This is a genomic window from Streptomyces carpinensis, from assembly GCF_002154505.1.
GTDB classification, from domain to species: domain Bacteria; phylum Actinomycetota; class Actinomycetes; order Streptomycetales; family Streptomycetaceae; genus Streptomyces; species Streptomyces carpinensis.
On the sequence record NZ_MUBM01000296.1, the window covers coordinates 16,505 to 28,772 of the forward strand.

Sequence of the window (12,268 nt, forward strand, 5' to 3'; positions counted from 1 at the left end):
CCGGTCGTAGATGTCCGCAATCCACACCGGGCCCAGAGCGCCCGCGGCCGGGCCGGCAGTCCCGGCTCAGCCCAGCGCCGGGGCGAGACGGCTCAGCGGCACCTTGCGGCGGTGGGGGCGCGCCGCGCTGGTGCGCAAGCCCATCAGGTGCGGAACCGACACCTCCGGGACTCGCGTCGCCGGTGCGTCGTTCTCGTACGCCTCCGGGACCAGGAGGACTCCGGCGGGGCCGACGTGCAGAACCTGGTTGCTCATGTCGTACTCCTTACGCATCTCGCCCGGCAGGGCGCCCGCCCGGCTCTGGAAGCCGAAGCGGAGCTTCGCGCCGAGCCCACACCGCCGACGCTCGATGGGTCGAGTGGTGTCGCCGACATCCTCGCCGCCGTGAAAGCTCTCGGTCACGGAGAAGAGAATGCCCCGCGATCATGAGAACCGTCTGAATCGACCCTAAGAAGGCGGAAAAAACCAGATACGTCCGATATAAGGACGACCCCAGGGTGGGGTGCTCCCGGGACGGGGTGGTCGAGGGGCGCCGAGCAGCCGCCTCGGCCGGAGCGACACGGTGACACCGGCACGCCCGGGAGCGACGCATAAATCATTGAAGTTTCACGTATCGACTATCCTCAGGTAGAAGCTTGAAGGTTCAAGTGAGCCTCTCGTCCCTTTCAGAAAGATCCGTTCCACATGGCTGCCACCCTCACCCGCTCCACCGCTTCCTCCTCCGCCGTCGCCGAGGGCACCTCGCCGCACGCCTACGACGCCGGGTTGCTGATCGTCCGCGTGGTCCTCGGACTGACCGTCGCAGCGCACGGTGCGCAGAAACTGTTCGGCTGGTTCGGCGGCGGGGGTCTCAAGGGCACCGGGCAGTTCTTCACGATGAGCGGCTACCCCTCGGGCGAGGCGATGGCCGCGATCGCCGGACTGAGCGAGACCCTCGGCGGGCTCGGCCTGGTGCTCGGCCTGCTGACGCCGCTCGCCGGCGCCGCCGTCCTCGGCACGATGATCAACGCCCTGGCCGTCAAGTGGGGCGGCGGCTTCTTCGCTCCGCAGGGCGTCGAGTACGAAGTCCTGCTGACCGCCGGTGCGGCCGGCCTCGCCCTCACCGGGCCCGGCAGGATCGCCGCCGACCGTTTCCTGCCCGGGCTGCGCGCGCACCGGCTGGTGTACGGAGCCGCCGCCGTGGCGCTCGCCGTCGTGCTCGCCGGTCTGGTCCTGCTCATCCGCAACTGAGCCGCCGCTCCCCCGCAGCGCCGCCTTCGACCTGAGCACCCAGGCGGAAGGCGGGTGGGGCAGAAGAAAGGAGGCCGGCGCCTCGGACGCGCCGGCCTCCTCTCACGTGGCGCGCACCGTCGTCACCGCCGGTCGGGGGCGGCAGCGATGTCGCTCATGGCGCGCTGCCAGTGGCCTGCGGCGTCACATCGAGGGGCTCAGGCCGGCGAGCAGGCTGCAGCGCGCGGAGTCGACGTGTTCTTCGGCGCGCCGGGCCAGCGTCTCACGGTCGTCTGCACGCAGGAGCGTCACCAGCTCGCGGTGTTCGTCCACGACGCGAGCACGGTAGTGCTCATAACCGAGGGCGATACGGCGGAGCTGGAACAGGTAGATCTGCGAGCGCACGGCGCGCCATGCCTCGACGAGCCTGCGGTTGTTCGCGGCGTCGTAGATCCGGTCGTGGAAGGCGATGTCCAGTGCGAGCAGCGTCGTCCCGGACGCGTCGCCGCTGATCTCTTGCGCCATCGCGCGGACGAGGGTGTCGAGTTCGGTCAGCTGGTCGGCAGTCGCGTTCCTCTGCGCACTGGTCGCCGCGAGGCGGTCCAGCGCGGCGCGCAGGGCGTAGACCTCCTCGACGTCCTGGGCGGTGACGTCGACGACGGTGGTGCCCCGGTGCCAGACGCTGTGGACGAGCCCCTCGCGTTCGAGGAGCGCGAGTCCTTCACGCACCGATCCGCGGCTGACTCCCAGCGAGGCGGCGAGTTCGACCTCACGCAGCTGCGCTCCGGGCGGGAAGTGGCCGGTGAAGATCGCCTCGCGTATGAGGTCGGCGGCCTCTTGCGCCAGTCCACGGCGACTGGCTTTGGGGAGCGGTGCGACAGTCATGTCCTAATGTTGACATTCGACATTGACTGATACAAGGTCAGAGCGCACCGAGTCGAAGGAGCGTTCATATGTCCGTGCGTCCCGCCGTCCACCTGGCCATACCGGTCGACGATCTGGAAGCCGCACGCCAGTTCTACGGGAATGTCCTCGGGCTGAGCGAGGGACGGTCCACCGGCCACTGGGTCGATTGGGACCTGCACGGCCACCAGTTGGTGACCCATGTGGTCCCCGGTGGCCCTGTGCCCGCCGGGAGCAGCGAGGTCGACGGGCACGCGGTGCCTGTTCCGCACTTCGGGCTGCTGCTGTCGACCGAGGACTTCCACACGCTCGCCGACCGACTCCGCGCGGCGGGTGTCGAGTTCGTCATCGAGCCCTATCGCCGCTTCCCCGGCGAGCCGGCGGAGCAGTGGACGATGTTCCTTACCGATCCGGCCGGCAACGCGCTGGAGTTCAAGGCGTTCCGCGACGAGTCCCAGGTCTTCACGCGATGAGGCGGGTGCTGGTCACCGGGGCGTCGCGCGGGATCGGCCGGGCTGTGGCCCTGGCGTTCGCCGAGCTCGGAGACCGCGTGGGAGTGCACTACGCGGCCAACCGCGCCGACGCCGAGGAAACGCTGCGGCGACTGCCCGGCTCCGGCCACGCCCTGCTCTCGGGCGATCTCGGCGATCCGCAAGCGGCGCAAGACATTGTCGAAGGCGCCGTGCGGACGCTGGGCGGGATCGACGTCCTGGTCAACAACGCAGCCGCCGCACCGTCAGCCGACACCCGGCACTCCGTGACCGACGTGTCCTACGCGGACTGGCAGCGCATCTGGCACCGCATGGTCGACGTCAACCTGCTCGGCGCGGCGAACGTGACCTACTGCGTCGCCCGGCACCTCATCGACCGCGGCGGCACGGGCAGCATCGTCAACATCGGCTCCCGCGGCGCTTTCCGTGGTGAGCCCGACTTTCCCGCGTACGGCGCGAGCAAGGCAGCGCTGCACGCTTTCGGGCAGTCGATGGCCGTCGCGCTGGCACCGCACGGCATCGCGGTGACCTCGGTGGCACCGGGCTTCGTCGCGACCGAACGGCAGGCCCCCAAGATGGCGGGCCCAGGCGGCGAGACGTTGCGCAGCCAGAGCCCGTTCGGACGGGTGGGGACGCCCGAAGAGGTAGCCGCCGCCGTGCTCTACCTGGCCTCACCGCAGGCCGCCTGGTCCTCCGGAACGGTACTCGACCTCAACGGTGCCTCCTATCTACGGACCTGAGGACTCCCAGACACACCTGCACCCTGCGAAGGACTTCACATCGACACGACGAAGGCCGTCCTTCCTCCGCGGCGGGCTTCTTCAGCGTCACCACCCGTGACCGACCGGCCCACGAACGAGGCCGGGGCGTCGCACGGGCACGCCGCCGTCCCCTCTGTTCAGGGCCGGAGCAGCCGTCTCAGGACCGGTTGAGGTAGAGGAGCACGGCCAGCACGCGGCGGTGGTCCTCCGTCGAGTTGGCCAGGCCCAGCTTGGTCAGGATCGAACTGACGTGGGTCTCCACCGTGCGGTGAGTGAGCCACAGCCGCCGGGCGATGCCGACGTTGGTGCGGCCTTCCGCCATCAGCGCCAGCACCTCGCGCTCCCGGGCGGTCAGGGGCGCCAGCGGATCGGCGGCCCGGTGTGCCCCGATCAGCCGCGAGACCACTTCCGGGTCGAGGGCGGAACCCCCGGCCGCCACCCGGCGCAGCGCGTCCAGGAAGTCGTCGACGTCGAACACCCGGTCCTTGAGCAGGTAGCCGAACCTCCCCCGGGACACCAGGTCGACGGAGTGCCGGGTCTCGACGTGCTGGGACAGCAGGACGATCCCGAGCTCCGTGTGGGTGTCACGGATCCGCCGGGCCGCCCGGACGCCGTCGTCGGTGAGATCAGGCGGCATCCGGATGTCGATGACCGCCAGATCGGGACGGGTGGCCGTGACCGCGGAGACCAGTTCCGGGGCGTTCTGCGTCTTGGCCACGACCTCGTGGCCCGCATCGGCCAGCAGGCGCGCCAGGCCCTCCCGGAACAGGGCCGAGTCCTCACCGATCACCACGCGCACGGCAGCACCGCCTCCACCAGGGTGCCGCCACCCGCCGGGCTGGACAAACGCAGTGTGCCCCCGGCCGCCTTGACCCGATCCGCGAGCCCGGCCAGCCCGGCACCGGGACGCATCGCCGCGCCGCCCGGCCCCTCGTCGCCCACCCGCACCGTGACCCGGTCACCGGCCAGGCTGACCCGGACGCCGATCGGGACCGGGCCGGCGTGCTTGACCGCGTTGGTCATCGCCTCACTGGCCACGTAGTAGGCGGTCATCGCCACATCGTCGGGCAACTCGTCGGCGCAGACCTCCAGCGCCACTGGCACCGGTGCCTGGCCGGCCAGCATGGCCAGCGCGTGGCCGAGCCCGTCGTCCAGGCTGCTCGGCCGCAGACCGTGCGCGATCTGCCGCAACTCGGCGACCGCCTCGGCCAGTTCGGCCACCGACCGGTCGAGCAGGTCGTCGACGTCGACCGTGCCGTCGTCCAGGTGGCGCTGCGCCAGGCGGATCGCCATGCCCAGGCAGACCAGACGCTGCTGCGCCCCGTCGTGCAGGTCGCGTTCGAGCCGCCGCCGTTCCTCGTACCCGGCGTGCAGGAGCCTGCCGCGGCTGGCCTCGGCCTCGTCCAGCGCCCGGCTGACCTCGATGCGCAGCCGGACCACCTCCACCAACAGCGCGCAGGCGGAGGCCACCTCGCGCAGCAGTTCCCGGCTGCCGGTCGTGCCCCGCACGATCGCCCCGATCTCGTGCCCGCCGAGCCGGATGGGCGCCACATGCGCCTGCCCCGGGTCCAGCGCCGCGCCCGCCGCGTCGACCAGACCGAAACCGCCGGGAAGCCGGTAGCCGACCCGGAGCAGCGGATCGCGCAACGCCTCGCGCAGCGCCTGCTCCAACTGCTCCGGCCGGGCCCGCCCGGCGTCCATACGGCCGCGCAGACCTTGAACGGCCGTCAGCGCGGCCTGCCGAGCGGGGTAGAACCGCCTGTCGACCCACCGCTGGAGCCGGGTGCGCAGCGGGGACAGCGCGGCGGCGCAGACGGCGGTGGCCGCGGCGGCCGCGGCCGGTGAGGACCGTCCGGCACCCAGGCCGGCCACGAACGAGGCGGCCGTGTAGAAGCCCAGCAGGATCGTGGTCACCAGGCCGTAGGTGACGGCGGTGCTGATCGCCCGGTCGATGTCGTAGAGGTCGTGCCGCAGTACCGCGATCGTGGTCGCGGCCGGAATCGCCAGGGCCGTCGCCGCCAGGCCGACGAGGGCCAGTTCGGGTCCGCCGAGGAACAGGTAGCCGGCCCAGCACAGCAGCAGGGTCAGCGGCAGGAAGACGGCACCGAGCGCGAACCACTTGAGCTGAGCCCGCCTCACCTCGTCGACCGCCCGCCGGTAGCGGACCACCACCGCCGCCGCGGACGCGATGAGCAACCCGAGGAAGACCGGCAGCAGGGCGAACGCCACCACACGCAGCACCGAAAGCCATGGCTCGGACACTCCCAGAGGGTGCGGGGTCGCCTCGAACGGCGGCCGGAACGGTGCCGGGTCCAGCGCCGCGATCAGCATGAACACCGGCGGTACGGCCAGCAGCCCGGCCACCACCCACCGCCGGCGTCGCCCCGGCAGCCTCCCGTCGGGGAAGACCAGCATCAGCAGCGCGGCCGGAACGTACAGGAACATCCAGTCGCCCTGCGACAGGGCCGCGTACCACTGCGCGAACTCAAGACCCGTGCGCCGTGCGAGGACCAGCGCGCACAGCTCACTGACCGTGAGCCACACCGCCGTCGCGCCGACCAGCACCAGCAGCAGTCCGACCGCGCTGTGCGGACGGCGCACCGCCACCACCACGCCCAGCACGACGGAGGGCAGGCCGAACGCCACACCGATCACGAACGCCGTGGTGGCACCCCTGTCACCGCCGAGCACGGCCAGAACCACTCCGGCAACCGCCAGCACGCTCGTCAGGACCGCGGCGGCGACAGCGAACAGACCCCGAGTTGCCACGCGCTCAGGGTAGGGCCGCGGTCACCGGGAGTGAATACGTGGCAGCACGGAGAACGGTCCCGGGCCGGCCCCGATCCGCGGCTCCCGCCGCCGAACCCAGACTGCGGGCACGACACCGGTACTTCGTCCCTCACCCAGGAGGACCACGTGAACCGCACCCGCCTTCTTGTCACCGGACTGGTCCTGTCCGGCCTGCTCGGGCTCATCGACGTGATCTCGCTGCCGTTCGGCGACGGTGATCACCCTCCGATGGCGGTGGCCGTCGTGGGCGCCGCACTCGGACTGATCACCCTGGCCGGCGTCGCTCTGGCCTGGCGGGGCAGCCGCGCCGGCGCGGTGACCGTGATCGTCACCCGACTGCTGTCGGGACTCAGCGCCGTTCCGGCGTTCTTCGCCGACGACGTGCCCGGAGCGCTGATCGGCCTGGTCGCGGTCGCCCTCCTCGTCACCCTCGCCGGCGTCGCGCTGGTCGCCTCGGCACTGCGGCCACGCGCCGTGACGGGTTGACCATGACCTCCGCCACGGCGGACACCACCATCGGCGCGCCCGGCGCGCCGATCCGCCACCCCGCCGGCGACCTGCGCGGCTTGTGGACAGTGACGGCGGCAGTCCTCGCACCGCCGCCCGCGCTCGCACCGGCCGCGTACAAGCCGTGACCCGCAGCTGTCCGACACCGACCGTCCGAAGCTTGCGGTCCGCCAGGCACTCGGTCGGCGGTTGGCCTCACGCGACAAGGCCCAGGTCTTCGACCTGGGCCTTGTCCGTCGGGAGCGGAGCGCTCGGAAGTCCGGGCCGTCTCCCGGGGCTCGGCAACGGCAGTCCGGTTACGCGCGCGGACGCTCGAAGGTCAGCAGCAGTCCCTCGACGGCGCCGGGACCTATGCGGCCTTTGACGTCGGCGGAGGTGATGGCCTTCAGACCCCAGCCGTCCTCGGCATGCTTGTTCAGCACCTTCTCCAGTTTGTCGCTGTCCAGCGCGTCGCCGATCAACGACTCCCGGAAGGTGACGACCTTGTATTCGTACGCGTAGGGGCTGTTCATGGCTGCGGAGTCCTCCTGCCGGCCGGGCCGGGTCGGGGTGAGATTGCCGGAGCCAGACAATCATCCCGGGCGCTGCTGCACACCGACGGCCCCTCTTTCGCGAAGGATCTGCACGTCCGGCCACCGCTCTCGTGGTCGTGATGGCGTACGAGGCTGGAGGGGAGGGTGATTGAAGAACAGAGAAATTGCCCCGGTCGGTAGAAGACGGCTCCCGCCTCGCCCTCTCGGAGGATGCTCAGTCGAGACAGAACTCGTTGCCCTCGATGTCCTGCATCACGATGCACGACTCGTTGTCGTCATCGGCAAGCAGCAGTCGCACGCGCACCGCGTCGAGCGCGACCAGCCGTGCGCACTCGGCCTCGAGCGTGGCGAGGCGCTCTTCACCCACGAGCCCGGTGCCGACCCGCACGTCAAGATGCAGCCGATTCTTGACGACCTTGCCTTCGGGAACGCGCTGGAAGTACAGCCGCGGGCCCACGCCTGAGGGATCACTGCAGGCGAACGCTGCTCCCTGCCGCTCGGGCGGCAGCGAGCGATCGAAGTCGTCCCACGTAGCAAAGCCCTCCGGTGGCGGCGGTACGACGTATCCCAGCACCTCGCACCAAAAGCGAGCGACGCGCTCGGGTTCTGCGCAGTCGAAGGTGACTTGGAACTTCTTGATCGATGACATCGGCGCACCCTAGCAGGGGGACTCTGTTGCTCATTTCCCGCTGTGGATCCGCATGGCTTGGCATCTCAGTGCGGGTCGGCTACCTGCCCGGCGCCCGGATCCTCGGCCTTTCCAAGCCGGCCCGCATCGTCGAGCACTTCGCCTGCCGCCCCCAGGTCCAGGAGCGCCTGACCAAACAGGTCGCCGACTGACTCCAGAGACACCAGGAACCCAAGGGCGTCAGGGCGGTGATCGAGACCGAACACTCCCGCATGCCCCTGCCCGGAGTCCAGGCCACCGGCTCCATCACCATGACCTCCACCCTGCTCGGCCGCGCTCCAACCGCCCGCTCTCCCGGGCGAGTTCCTCGCAAAGAGGCGCGTGCGCAAGCCTTGCCAGAGGAATGATCGGTCCATGAGCATGGCGCCCGGACACCCCGCTGACATCGTGGCCGAAGGGACACCCATGGCGCACCAGTTCGCAGGCAGCACCCGCAGATCCGTCCTGTCGGCCGCCGCAGCGACGGCCGCCGTGGGTGCGGCGGTGGCCGGATCGGCCGCACCCGCCGCCGCGGCCGGCCCGGCGCCCGCTGCGCGCGGTGATGACCGTCCGGCCACTGCCCAGCGCGTCGGTCGCGAACTGCGCGCACTGCTCGCGGAGATCGACCAGGATCGCATCGAGTCGATCGTGCGCCGCCTCGCCGCCTTCGGCACCCGCCACACCCTCTCGACGCAGGACGACCCCAAGCGCGGCATCGGAGCCGCCCGCGACTGGATCTACGCCGAGATGAAGAAGTACGCCGCGGCGTCCGGCGGACGGATGACCGTCGAACTCCAGTCATACGTCCAGCAGCCCGCGTCGCGGATACCCACTCCGACCAGGATCACCAATGTGGTGGCGACCCTGCGCGGCTCGGTCGACCCCGACCGCGTGTACGTCGTCTCCGGCCACTACGACTCCCGCTGCACCGACGTCATGGACTTCACCAGCGACGCGCCAGGCGCCGACGACGACGCCTCCGGTGTGGCCGTGGCCATGGAACTGGCCCGCGTCATGGCCACCCGGCGCCCGGCTGCCACGATCGTCTTCGCGGCCGTCGCGGGCGAAGAGCAGGGGCTGTACGGGTCGACGCACATGGCCCAGGTGTTCAAGGACGCCGGCGCGGACGTCCAGGGCATGTTCACCAACGACATCGTCGGCAGCTCGACGGCCGACGACGGCGACCGGGACCCCGGCACGGTCCGGCTGTTCGCCGAGGGCGTGCCGACCTCAGAGACCCCCGCCCAGGCCGAGATACGCCGCTCCGTCGGCGGTGAGAACGACTCGCCGGCCCGCCAGCTCGCTCGCTTCGTCCGGGACGTCGCCGACAACGACGCCACCGGCATGCACGTCCGCGTGGTCTACCGACGCGACCGCTACCTGCGCGGCGGCGACCACATCCCCTTCCTCGAACGCGCCTATCCCGCCGCCCGCTTCACCGAACCGGCCGAGGACTTCGCGCACCAGCACCAGGACGTCCGCGTCGAGAACGGCAAGCAGTACGGCGACCTCCCCGAGTTCTGCGACTTCGCCTACATCACCCGCGTCGCGAAGGTCAACGGCGCTGCACTGTGGACGCTCGCGCAGGCGCCTGGCACCCCGCAGGGCGTCAAGATCCTCACTTCCTCGCTGACCAACGACACCGAACTGGTCTGGGACCGCGGACCGGAGCCCGACCTGACCGGGTACGAGGTCGTGTGGCGGGAGACGACCGCGCCGGAGTGGGAGCACGTGATCGATGTAGGCGACACCACGCGCCACACGGTCGACCTGTCGAAGGACAACGTGTTCTTCGGCGTCCGCGCGGTCAACCGCGCCGGCAACCGCAGCCCGGTCGCCTTCCCGACGCCTCAGCGCTGACCCGGGGAGCCGTTCGGGCTGGGCTCGTTCGTCAGCAGCACCCGCGAAGGACCGCACAGCCCAACGGCCCTCGGCACCGCGGCCTGCCCCGTCCCGCCGGCAGCCGCGGATGCGGGCCTGCTCACGGCCATCTCCGGGGGGCGCTGTAGTAGTCCGGGCTGAACCGGTCCTGCGGCCACCGCCGCCTTCCTCGCACGTCGGTGGTGCGTCAGGCGGTGCGGGTGGTGACAGCGCCTCGGGCCGTGGTGACGAGGTGGTGCCGCGTGATCCGGCCGATCTCGTGCCAGAACGGCTTCGCCGTCAGGTAGGCGCCCAGCGCGGAGAGGACCCCGAAGGAGACGTCGACACTGAGCCGGCCCTCCTTGGCCCAGTAGACGTCCTGCAGGTCCAGCAGCAGTGCGAACTCGTCGCAGATCAGCGCGGTGCCACAGCCGTAGGCGGCCGCGACGGCGGGGTGCCCGACGGCATGTTCGTCACCGCGCACGGCGATCAGGCCCAGCCCGGCGAGGGTGGCGATGCCGATGTTGTAGTGGTGCAGGTGCTCGCCGCCCGCGGAGATGTTCCCCCAGGGCAGCCAGCCGCCGCGGATCCCGTGCGTGATGACGCGGACGGTGCCGAAGGTCGCCCCGAACGAGATCCAGGTGATCAGCATCGACCGTTGCACGGGGGTCAGATGCCGGTCCGCCGCCTGACGCCATTTGTGGACGAGCAGCGGCCTGTCGCGGTCGCGCCGGCGTGCCGCGGTGAGTCTCATGGCTGACCGGCCTCCCACGCCGAACCGGTACCCGCGGACGACGTGGAGCCGCCTCGGACACCGCCACTGGTCCTGCGATATCGACGTTAGGCGCACCGGCGCCGTCGCGCACGCCCGCCGCCGCGATGCGGGGCCACTCGGGTAACGGCGCCGGTGCTCCGCTGCGCCCGCGTCCATGCGTGGGGCCCACAACCCGCGCGCATAGCGGGGTGCCCCGGCCGTCGGTGAGACCGAGACATCCAGCGAGCAGGGGCGGCAGGACACCGACGCGGGAGCACCCGGCACGGCGAAGGGGTCCACGCAGTCGATCAGCACAGCCGGCGATCCGGTCATTCCCAGACGCGTGGCCCGCTCCGGATCGCCGACCTCGACGCATTCCACGTCCGAAGCGCGGACCACGTCCTTCTTGGTCATGCCCGCAGGGGGAGGCTTGACGGGTGCCCCGCCCCGCGCCTTACGGGTGCCGCGCGGCGCCCGCCGCGGGCTGCTCCGTCCCGCAGTACCGGCACTTGCCGGCCGCAGCGGGAATGTCCTCGGAGAGGCAGGCGGGGCACGTCTTCACCGCACCGGGCTCCTTGAAGGCGGCCACACCGCGCCGGGCCTGGAACTTCTTGTACGGGACGACGATCAGGAAGTAGACGACGGCCATGAAGATGATGAAGTAGATGACCGCCGAGATGAACGACCCGATGTCGAGGAAGGTCGCCTTGTTCCCGGACCGCCCGAGCTGCCACCCGAGCCCGACGGTCCGGCCTCCTTGCGCCCGCGCGATGATCGGGTTGATCACATTGTCCGTGAACGACTTGATGAGGGTGCTGAACGCCAGCGCGACGATCAGCCCTACCGCCACGACGACGATGTCGCCCCGCATCAGGAAGTTCTTGAATCCCCTGAACATCTTGTCTCTCCGCGCCGGCGCCGATTCCACTGATTGGTCATCAGAACGCTAACGACCCTGCGTGGTGAGGTGCGGGTGTGACGCGCGGGAATCGCGGCATCCGGTCCGGCGACACGCGCGTGGTGATCGCCGCCGCGGTAGAGGCGGTGGCGGTGGGTGCTGCCGGAGCCGGCAGGAACGGGGATCGGGGTGTCAGGTGGCTTGAGCATCACCTCCTGATTCGCGGGTCGCTCGACGCGTATCGTCCAGACATGGACACCACTGCTTCGCCCCGCGTCCTCGTCGTCGGGTTCGATCCGTATCGGGTGCCGGGGCCGTGGGATCCCGAGCCGGTAGCCAGGGCGATCGAGGCGGGACTGGCCAAGTTCGCCGAACACGGTGTGGGCGTCGAGACCTGTCTGATCGGCCTTGACGGACGTGACAGCAAACGGTGCGGCTGAGTGTCATTTCTGACGCGTCGTCGGCACGCTCGACGAGCCGACCACGCTCGAAGCCGGCGCCTGCACCGCTGAGTGCCGGGGGCGACGACTTCACCATCGAGGTTGGCGTGGCCGATGGCTTGGGCTCCTCCCTGGACGACGCCGCCATGGTGATCCCGAATGAGGAGTGCCTGCGGAAGATGATGGCCTCATTCGGCGCTCAGTCGCCTCGCGGGCTTCCCCGGGGTGCCCGTCGACCATGAGCGGATCCAGACACTCGTGGCGATGACGAACACGCAGCAGCGTCGGCGGTACTCCCCCGCTGATCGCCACCGACCTGGGCGGGAGATGGCGGATGGCCGTGTATGGCCCAGCTCTTCCCTGTCACCGCCGCGGACATCACCCCGCGCCGCGCGGAGAACTGCCGGTCACAGTTGAAGGCTCCCCTCCCTGATGGGAGGGGATTCTCCACCCTC

At 70.6% G+C, this 12,268-nt stretch carries 15 protein-coding genes and 1 pseudogene; 8 read left to right on the forward strand and 8 right to left on the reverse strand.

Annotation, left to right across the window (positions count from 1 at the left end; genetic code table 11):
• Positions 1-66 precede the first annotated feature (66 nt).
• Positions 67-402 carry a hypothetical protein gene (locus tag BZY54_RS55135; protein ID WP_341868717.1) on the reverse strand — a complete coding sequence of 112 codons (336 nt, stop codon included), beginning with the start codon at positions 400-402 and terminating at the stop codon, positions 67-69.
• 282 nt (positions 403-684) lie between these two features.
• On the opposite strand from BZY54_RS55135, the gene BZY54_RS34640 reads away from it, so the two are divergent.
• A complete protein-coding gene (locus BZY54_RS34640) occupies positions 685-1,230 on the forward strand; it encodes a DoxX family protein (RefSeq protein ID WP_086729282.1) in 546 nt (181 codons plus the stop codon).
• A gap of 183 nt (positions 1,231-1,413) precedes the next feature.
• Here BZY54_RS34640 and BZY54_RS34645 read toward each other — a convergent pair whose 3' ends face one another.
• Positions 1,414-2,094, reverse strand: a complete 681-nt coding sequence (locus BZY54_RS34645) for a GntR family transcriptional regulator (RefSeq protein ID WP_086729283.1) — start codon at positions 2,092-2,094, stop codon at positions 1,414-1,416.
• A 68-nt stretch (positions 2,095-2,162) separates the two neighbouring features.
• Here BZY54_RS34645 and BZY54_RS34650 point away from each other — a divergent pair, with 68 nt between their 5' ends.
• Both BZY54_RS34650 and BZY54_RS34655 read left to right on the forward strand, forming a co-directional pair.
• A complete protein-coding gene (locus tag BZY54_RS34650) occupies positions 2,163-2,585 on the forward strand; it encodes a VOC family protein (protein ID WP_086729284.1) in 423 nt (140 codons plus the stop codon).
• On the forward strand, positions 2,582-3,343 hold the full coding sequence (locus tag BZY54_RS34655; RefSeq protein WP_086729285.1) for an SDR family NAD(P)-dependent oxidoreductase: 762 nt from the start codon (positions 2,582-2,584) through the stop codon (positions 3,341-3,343). Before BZY54_RS34650 ends, BZY54_RS34655 begins: the two co-directional genes overlap by 4 nt.
• 178 nt (positions 3,344-3,521) lie before the next feature.
• On the opposite strand, the gene BZY54_RS34660 is transcribed toward BZY54_RS34655, so the two are convergent.
• A complete protein-coding gene (locus tag BZY54_RS34660; RefSeq protein WP_086729286.1) occupies positions 3,522-4,163 on the reverse strand; it encodes a response regulator in 642 nt (213 codons plus the stop codon).
• Positions 4,151-6,133, reverse strand: coding sequence for a sensor histidine kinase (locus BZY54_RS34665; RefSeq protein ID WP_086729287.1), 1,983 nt, complete (start codon positions 6,131-6,133; stop codon positions 4,151-4,153). Before BZY54_RS34665 ends, BZY54_RS34660 begins: the two co-directional genes overlap by 13 nt.
• 147 nt (positions 6,134-6,280) lie before the next feature.
• Between BZY54_RS34665 and BZY54_RS34670 the strand changes: the two genes are divergently transcribed.
• Together BZY54_RS34670 and BZY54_RS51160 are read left to right on the forward strand one after the other, a co-directional pair.
• Positions 6,281-6,640 carry a hypothetical protein gene (locus tag BZY54_RS34670; protein WP_086729288.1) on the forward strand — a complete coding sequence of 120 codons (360 nt, stop codon included), beginning with the start codon at positions 6,281-6,283 and terminating at the stop codon, positions 6,638-6,640.
• A 2-nt stretch (positions 6,641-6,642) separates the two neighbouring features.
• Positions 6,643-6,789, forward strand: coding sequence for a hypothetical protein (locus BZY54_RS51160; RefSeq protein WP_158103962.1), 147 nt, complete (start codon positions 6,643-6,645; stop codon positions 6,787-6,789).
• A 168-nt stretch (positions 6,790-6,957) separates the two neighbouring features.
• On the opposite strand, the gene BZY54_RS34675 is transcribed toward BZY54_RS51160, so the two are convergent.
• On the reverse strand, positions 6,958-7,173 hold the full coding sequence (locus BZY54_RS34675; RefSeq protein WP_086729289.1) for a DUF4177 domain-containing protein: 216 nt from the start codon (positions 7,171-7,173) through the stop codon (positions 6,958-6,960).
• A gap of 235 nt (positions 7,174-7,408) precedes the next feature.
• Entirely contained in the window at positions 7,409-7,843 is a 435-nt protein-coding gene (locus BZY54_RS34680; RefSeq protein WP_086729290.1) for a VOC family protein, read from the reverse strand.
• Between the two features lie 65 nt (positions 7,844-7,908).
• On the opposite strand from BZY54_RS34680, the pseudogene BZY54_RS34685 reads away from it, so the two are divergent.
• Both BZY54_RS34685 and BZY54_RS34690 read left to right on the forward strand, forming a co-directional pair.
• Positions 7,909-8,229: pseudogene (locus BZY54_RS34685) on the forward strand (GTP cyclohydrolase I); the annotation flags it as partial.
• 7 nt (positions 8,230-8,236) lie between these two features.
• Positions 8,237-9,721 (forward strand): M20/M25/M40 family metallo-hydrolase, encoded by a 1,485-nt coding sequence (locus BZY54_RS34690; RefSeq protein ID WP_244217486.1) that lies wholly within the window; start codon positions 8,237-8,239, stop codon positions 9,719-9,721.
• A gap of 208 nt (positions 9,722-9,929) precedes the next feature.
• Here BZY54_RS34690 and BZY54_RS34695 read toward each other — a convergent pair whose 3' ends face one another.
• Positions 9,930-10,475, reverse strand: coding sequence for a hypothetical protein (locus tag BZY54_RS34695; RefSeq protein WP_086729291.1), 546 nt, complete (start codon positions 10,473-10,475; stop codon positions 9,930-9,932).
• A gap of 454 nt (positions 10,476-10,929) precedes the next feature.
• Positions 10,930-11,373 (reverse strand): large conductance mechanosensitive channel protein MscL, encoded by a 444-nt coding sequence (locus tag BZY54_RS34700; RefSeq protein ID WP_086729292.1) that lies wholly within the window; start codon positions 11,371-11,373, stop codon positions 10,930-10,932.
• Positions 11,374-11,450: 77 nt separating this feature from the next.
• Between BZY54_RS34700 and BZY54_RS34705 the strand changes: the two genes are divergently transcribed.
• Positions 11,451-11,813, forward strand: a complete 363-nt coding sequence (locus BZY54_RS34705; RefSeq protein WP_086729293.1) for a hypothetical protein — start codon at positions 11,451-11,453, stop codon at positions 11,811-11,813.
• Positions 11,814-12,268 lie beyond the last annotated feature (455 nt).

Coding starts and splice junctions, on each gene's coding strand:
- BZY54_RS34640 (WP_086729282.1), top strand. CDS start 685: ATGGCTGCCACCCTCACCCGCTCCACCGCTTCCTCCTCCGCCGTCGCC.
- BZY54_RS34680 (WP_086729290.1), bottom strand. CDS start 7,843: ATGTCATCGATCAAGAAGTTCCAAGTCACCTTCGACTGCGCAGAACCC.
- BZY54_RS34695 (WP_086729291.1), bottom strand. CDS start 10,475: ATGAGACTCACCGCGGCACGCCGGCGCGACCGCGACAGGCCGCTGCTC.
- BZY54_RS51160 (WP_158103962.1), top strand. CDS start 6,643: ATGACCTCCGCCACGGCGGACACCACCATCGGCGCGCCCGGCGCGCCG.
- BZY54_RS34655 (WP_086729285.1), top strand. CDS start 2,582: ATGAGGCGGGTGCTGGTCACCGGGGCGTCGCGCGGGATCGGCCGGGCT.
- BZY54_RS34645 (WP_086729283.1), bottom strand. CDS start 2,094: ATGACTGTCGCACCGCTCCCCAAAGCCAGTCGCCGTGGACTGGCGCAA.
- BZY54_RS34650 (WP_086729284.1), top strand. CDS start 2,163: ATGTCCGTGCGTCCCGCCGTCCACCTGGCCATACCGGTCGACGATCTG.
- BZY54_RS34700 (WP_086729292.1), bottom strand. CDS start 11,373: ATGTTCAGGGGATTCAAGAACTTCCTGATGCGGGGCGACATCGTCGTC.
- BZY54_RS34675 (WP_086729289.1), bottom strand. CDS start 7,173: ATGAACAGCCCCTACGCGTACGAATACAAGGTCGTCACCTTCCGGGAG.
- BZY54_RS34690 (WP_244217486.1), top strand. CDS start 8,237: ATGAGCATGGCGCCCGGACACCCCGCTGACATCGTGGCCGAAGGGACA.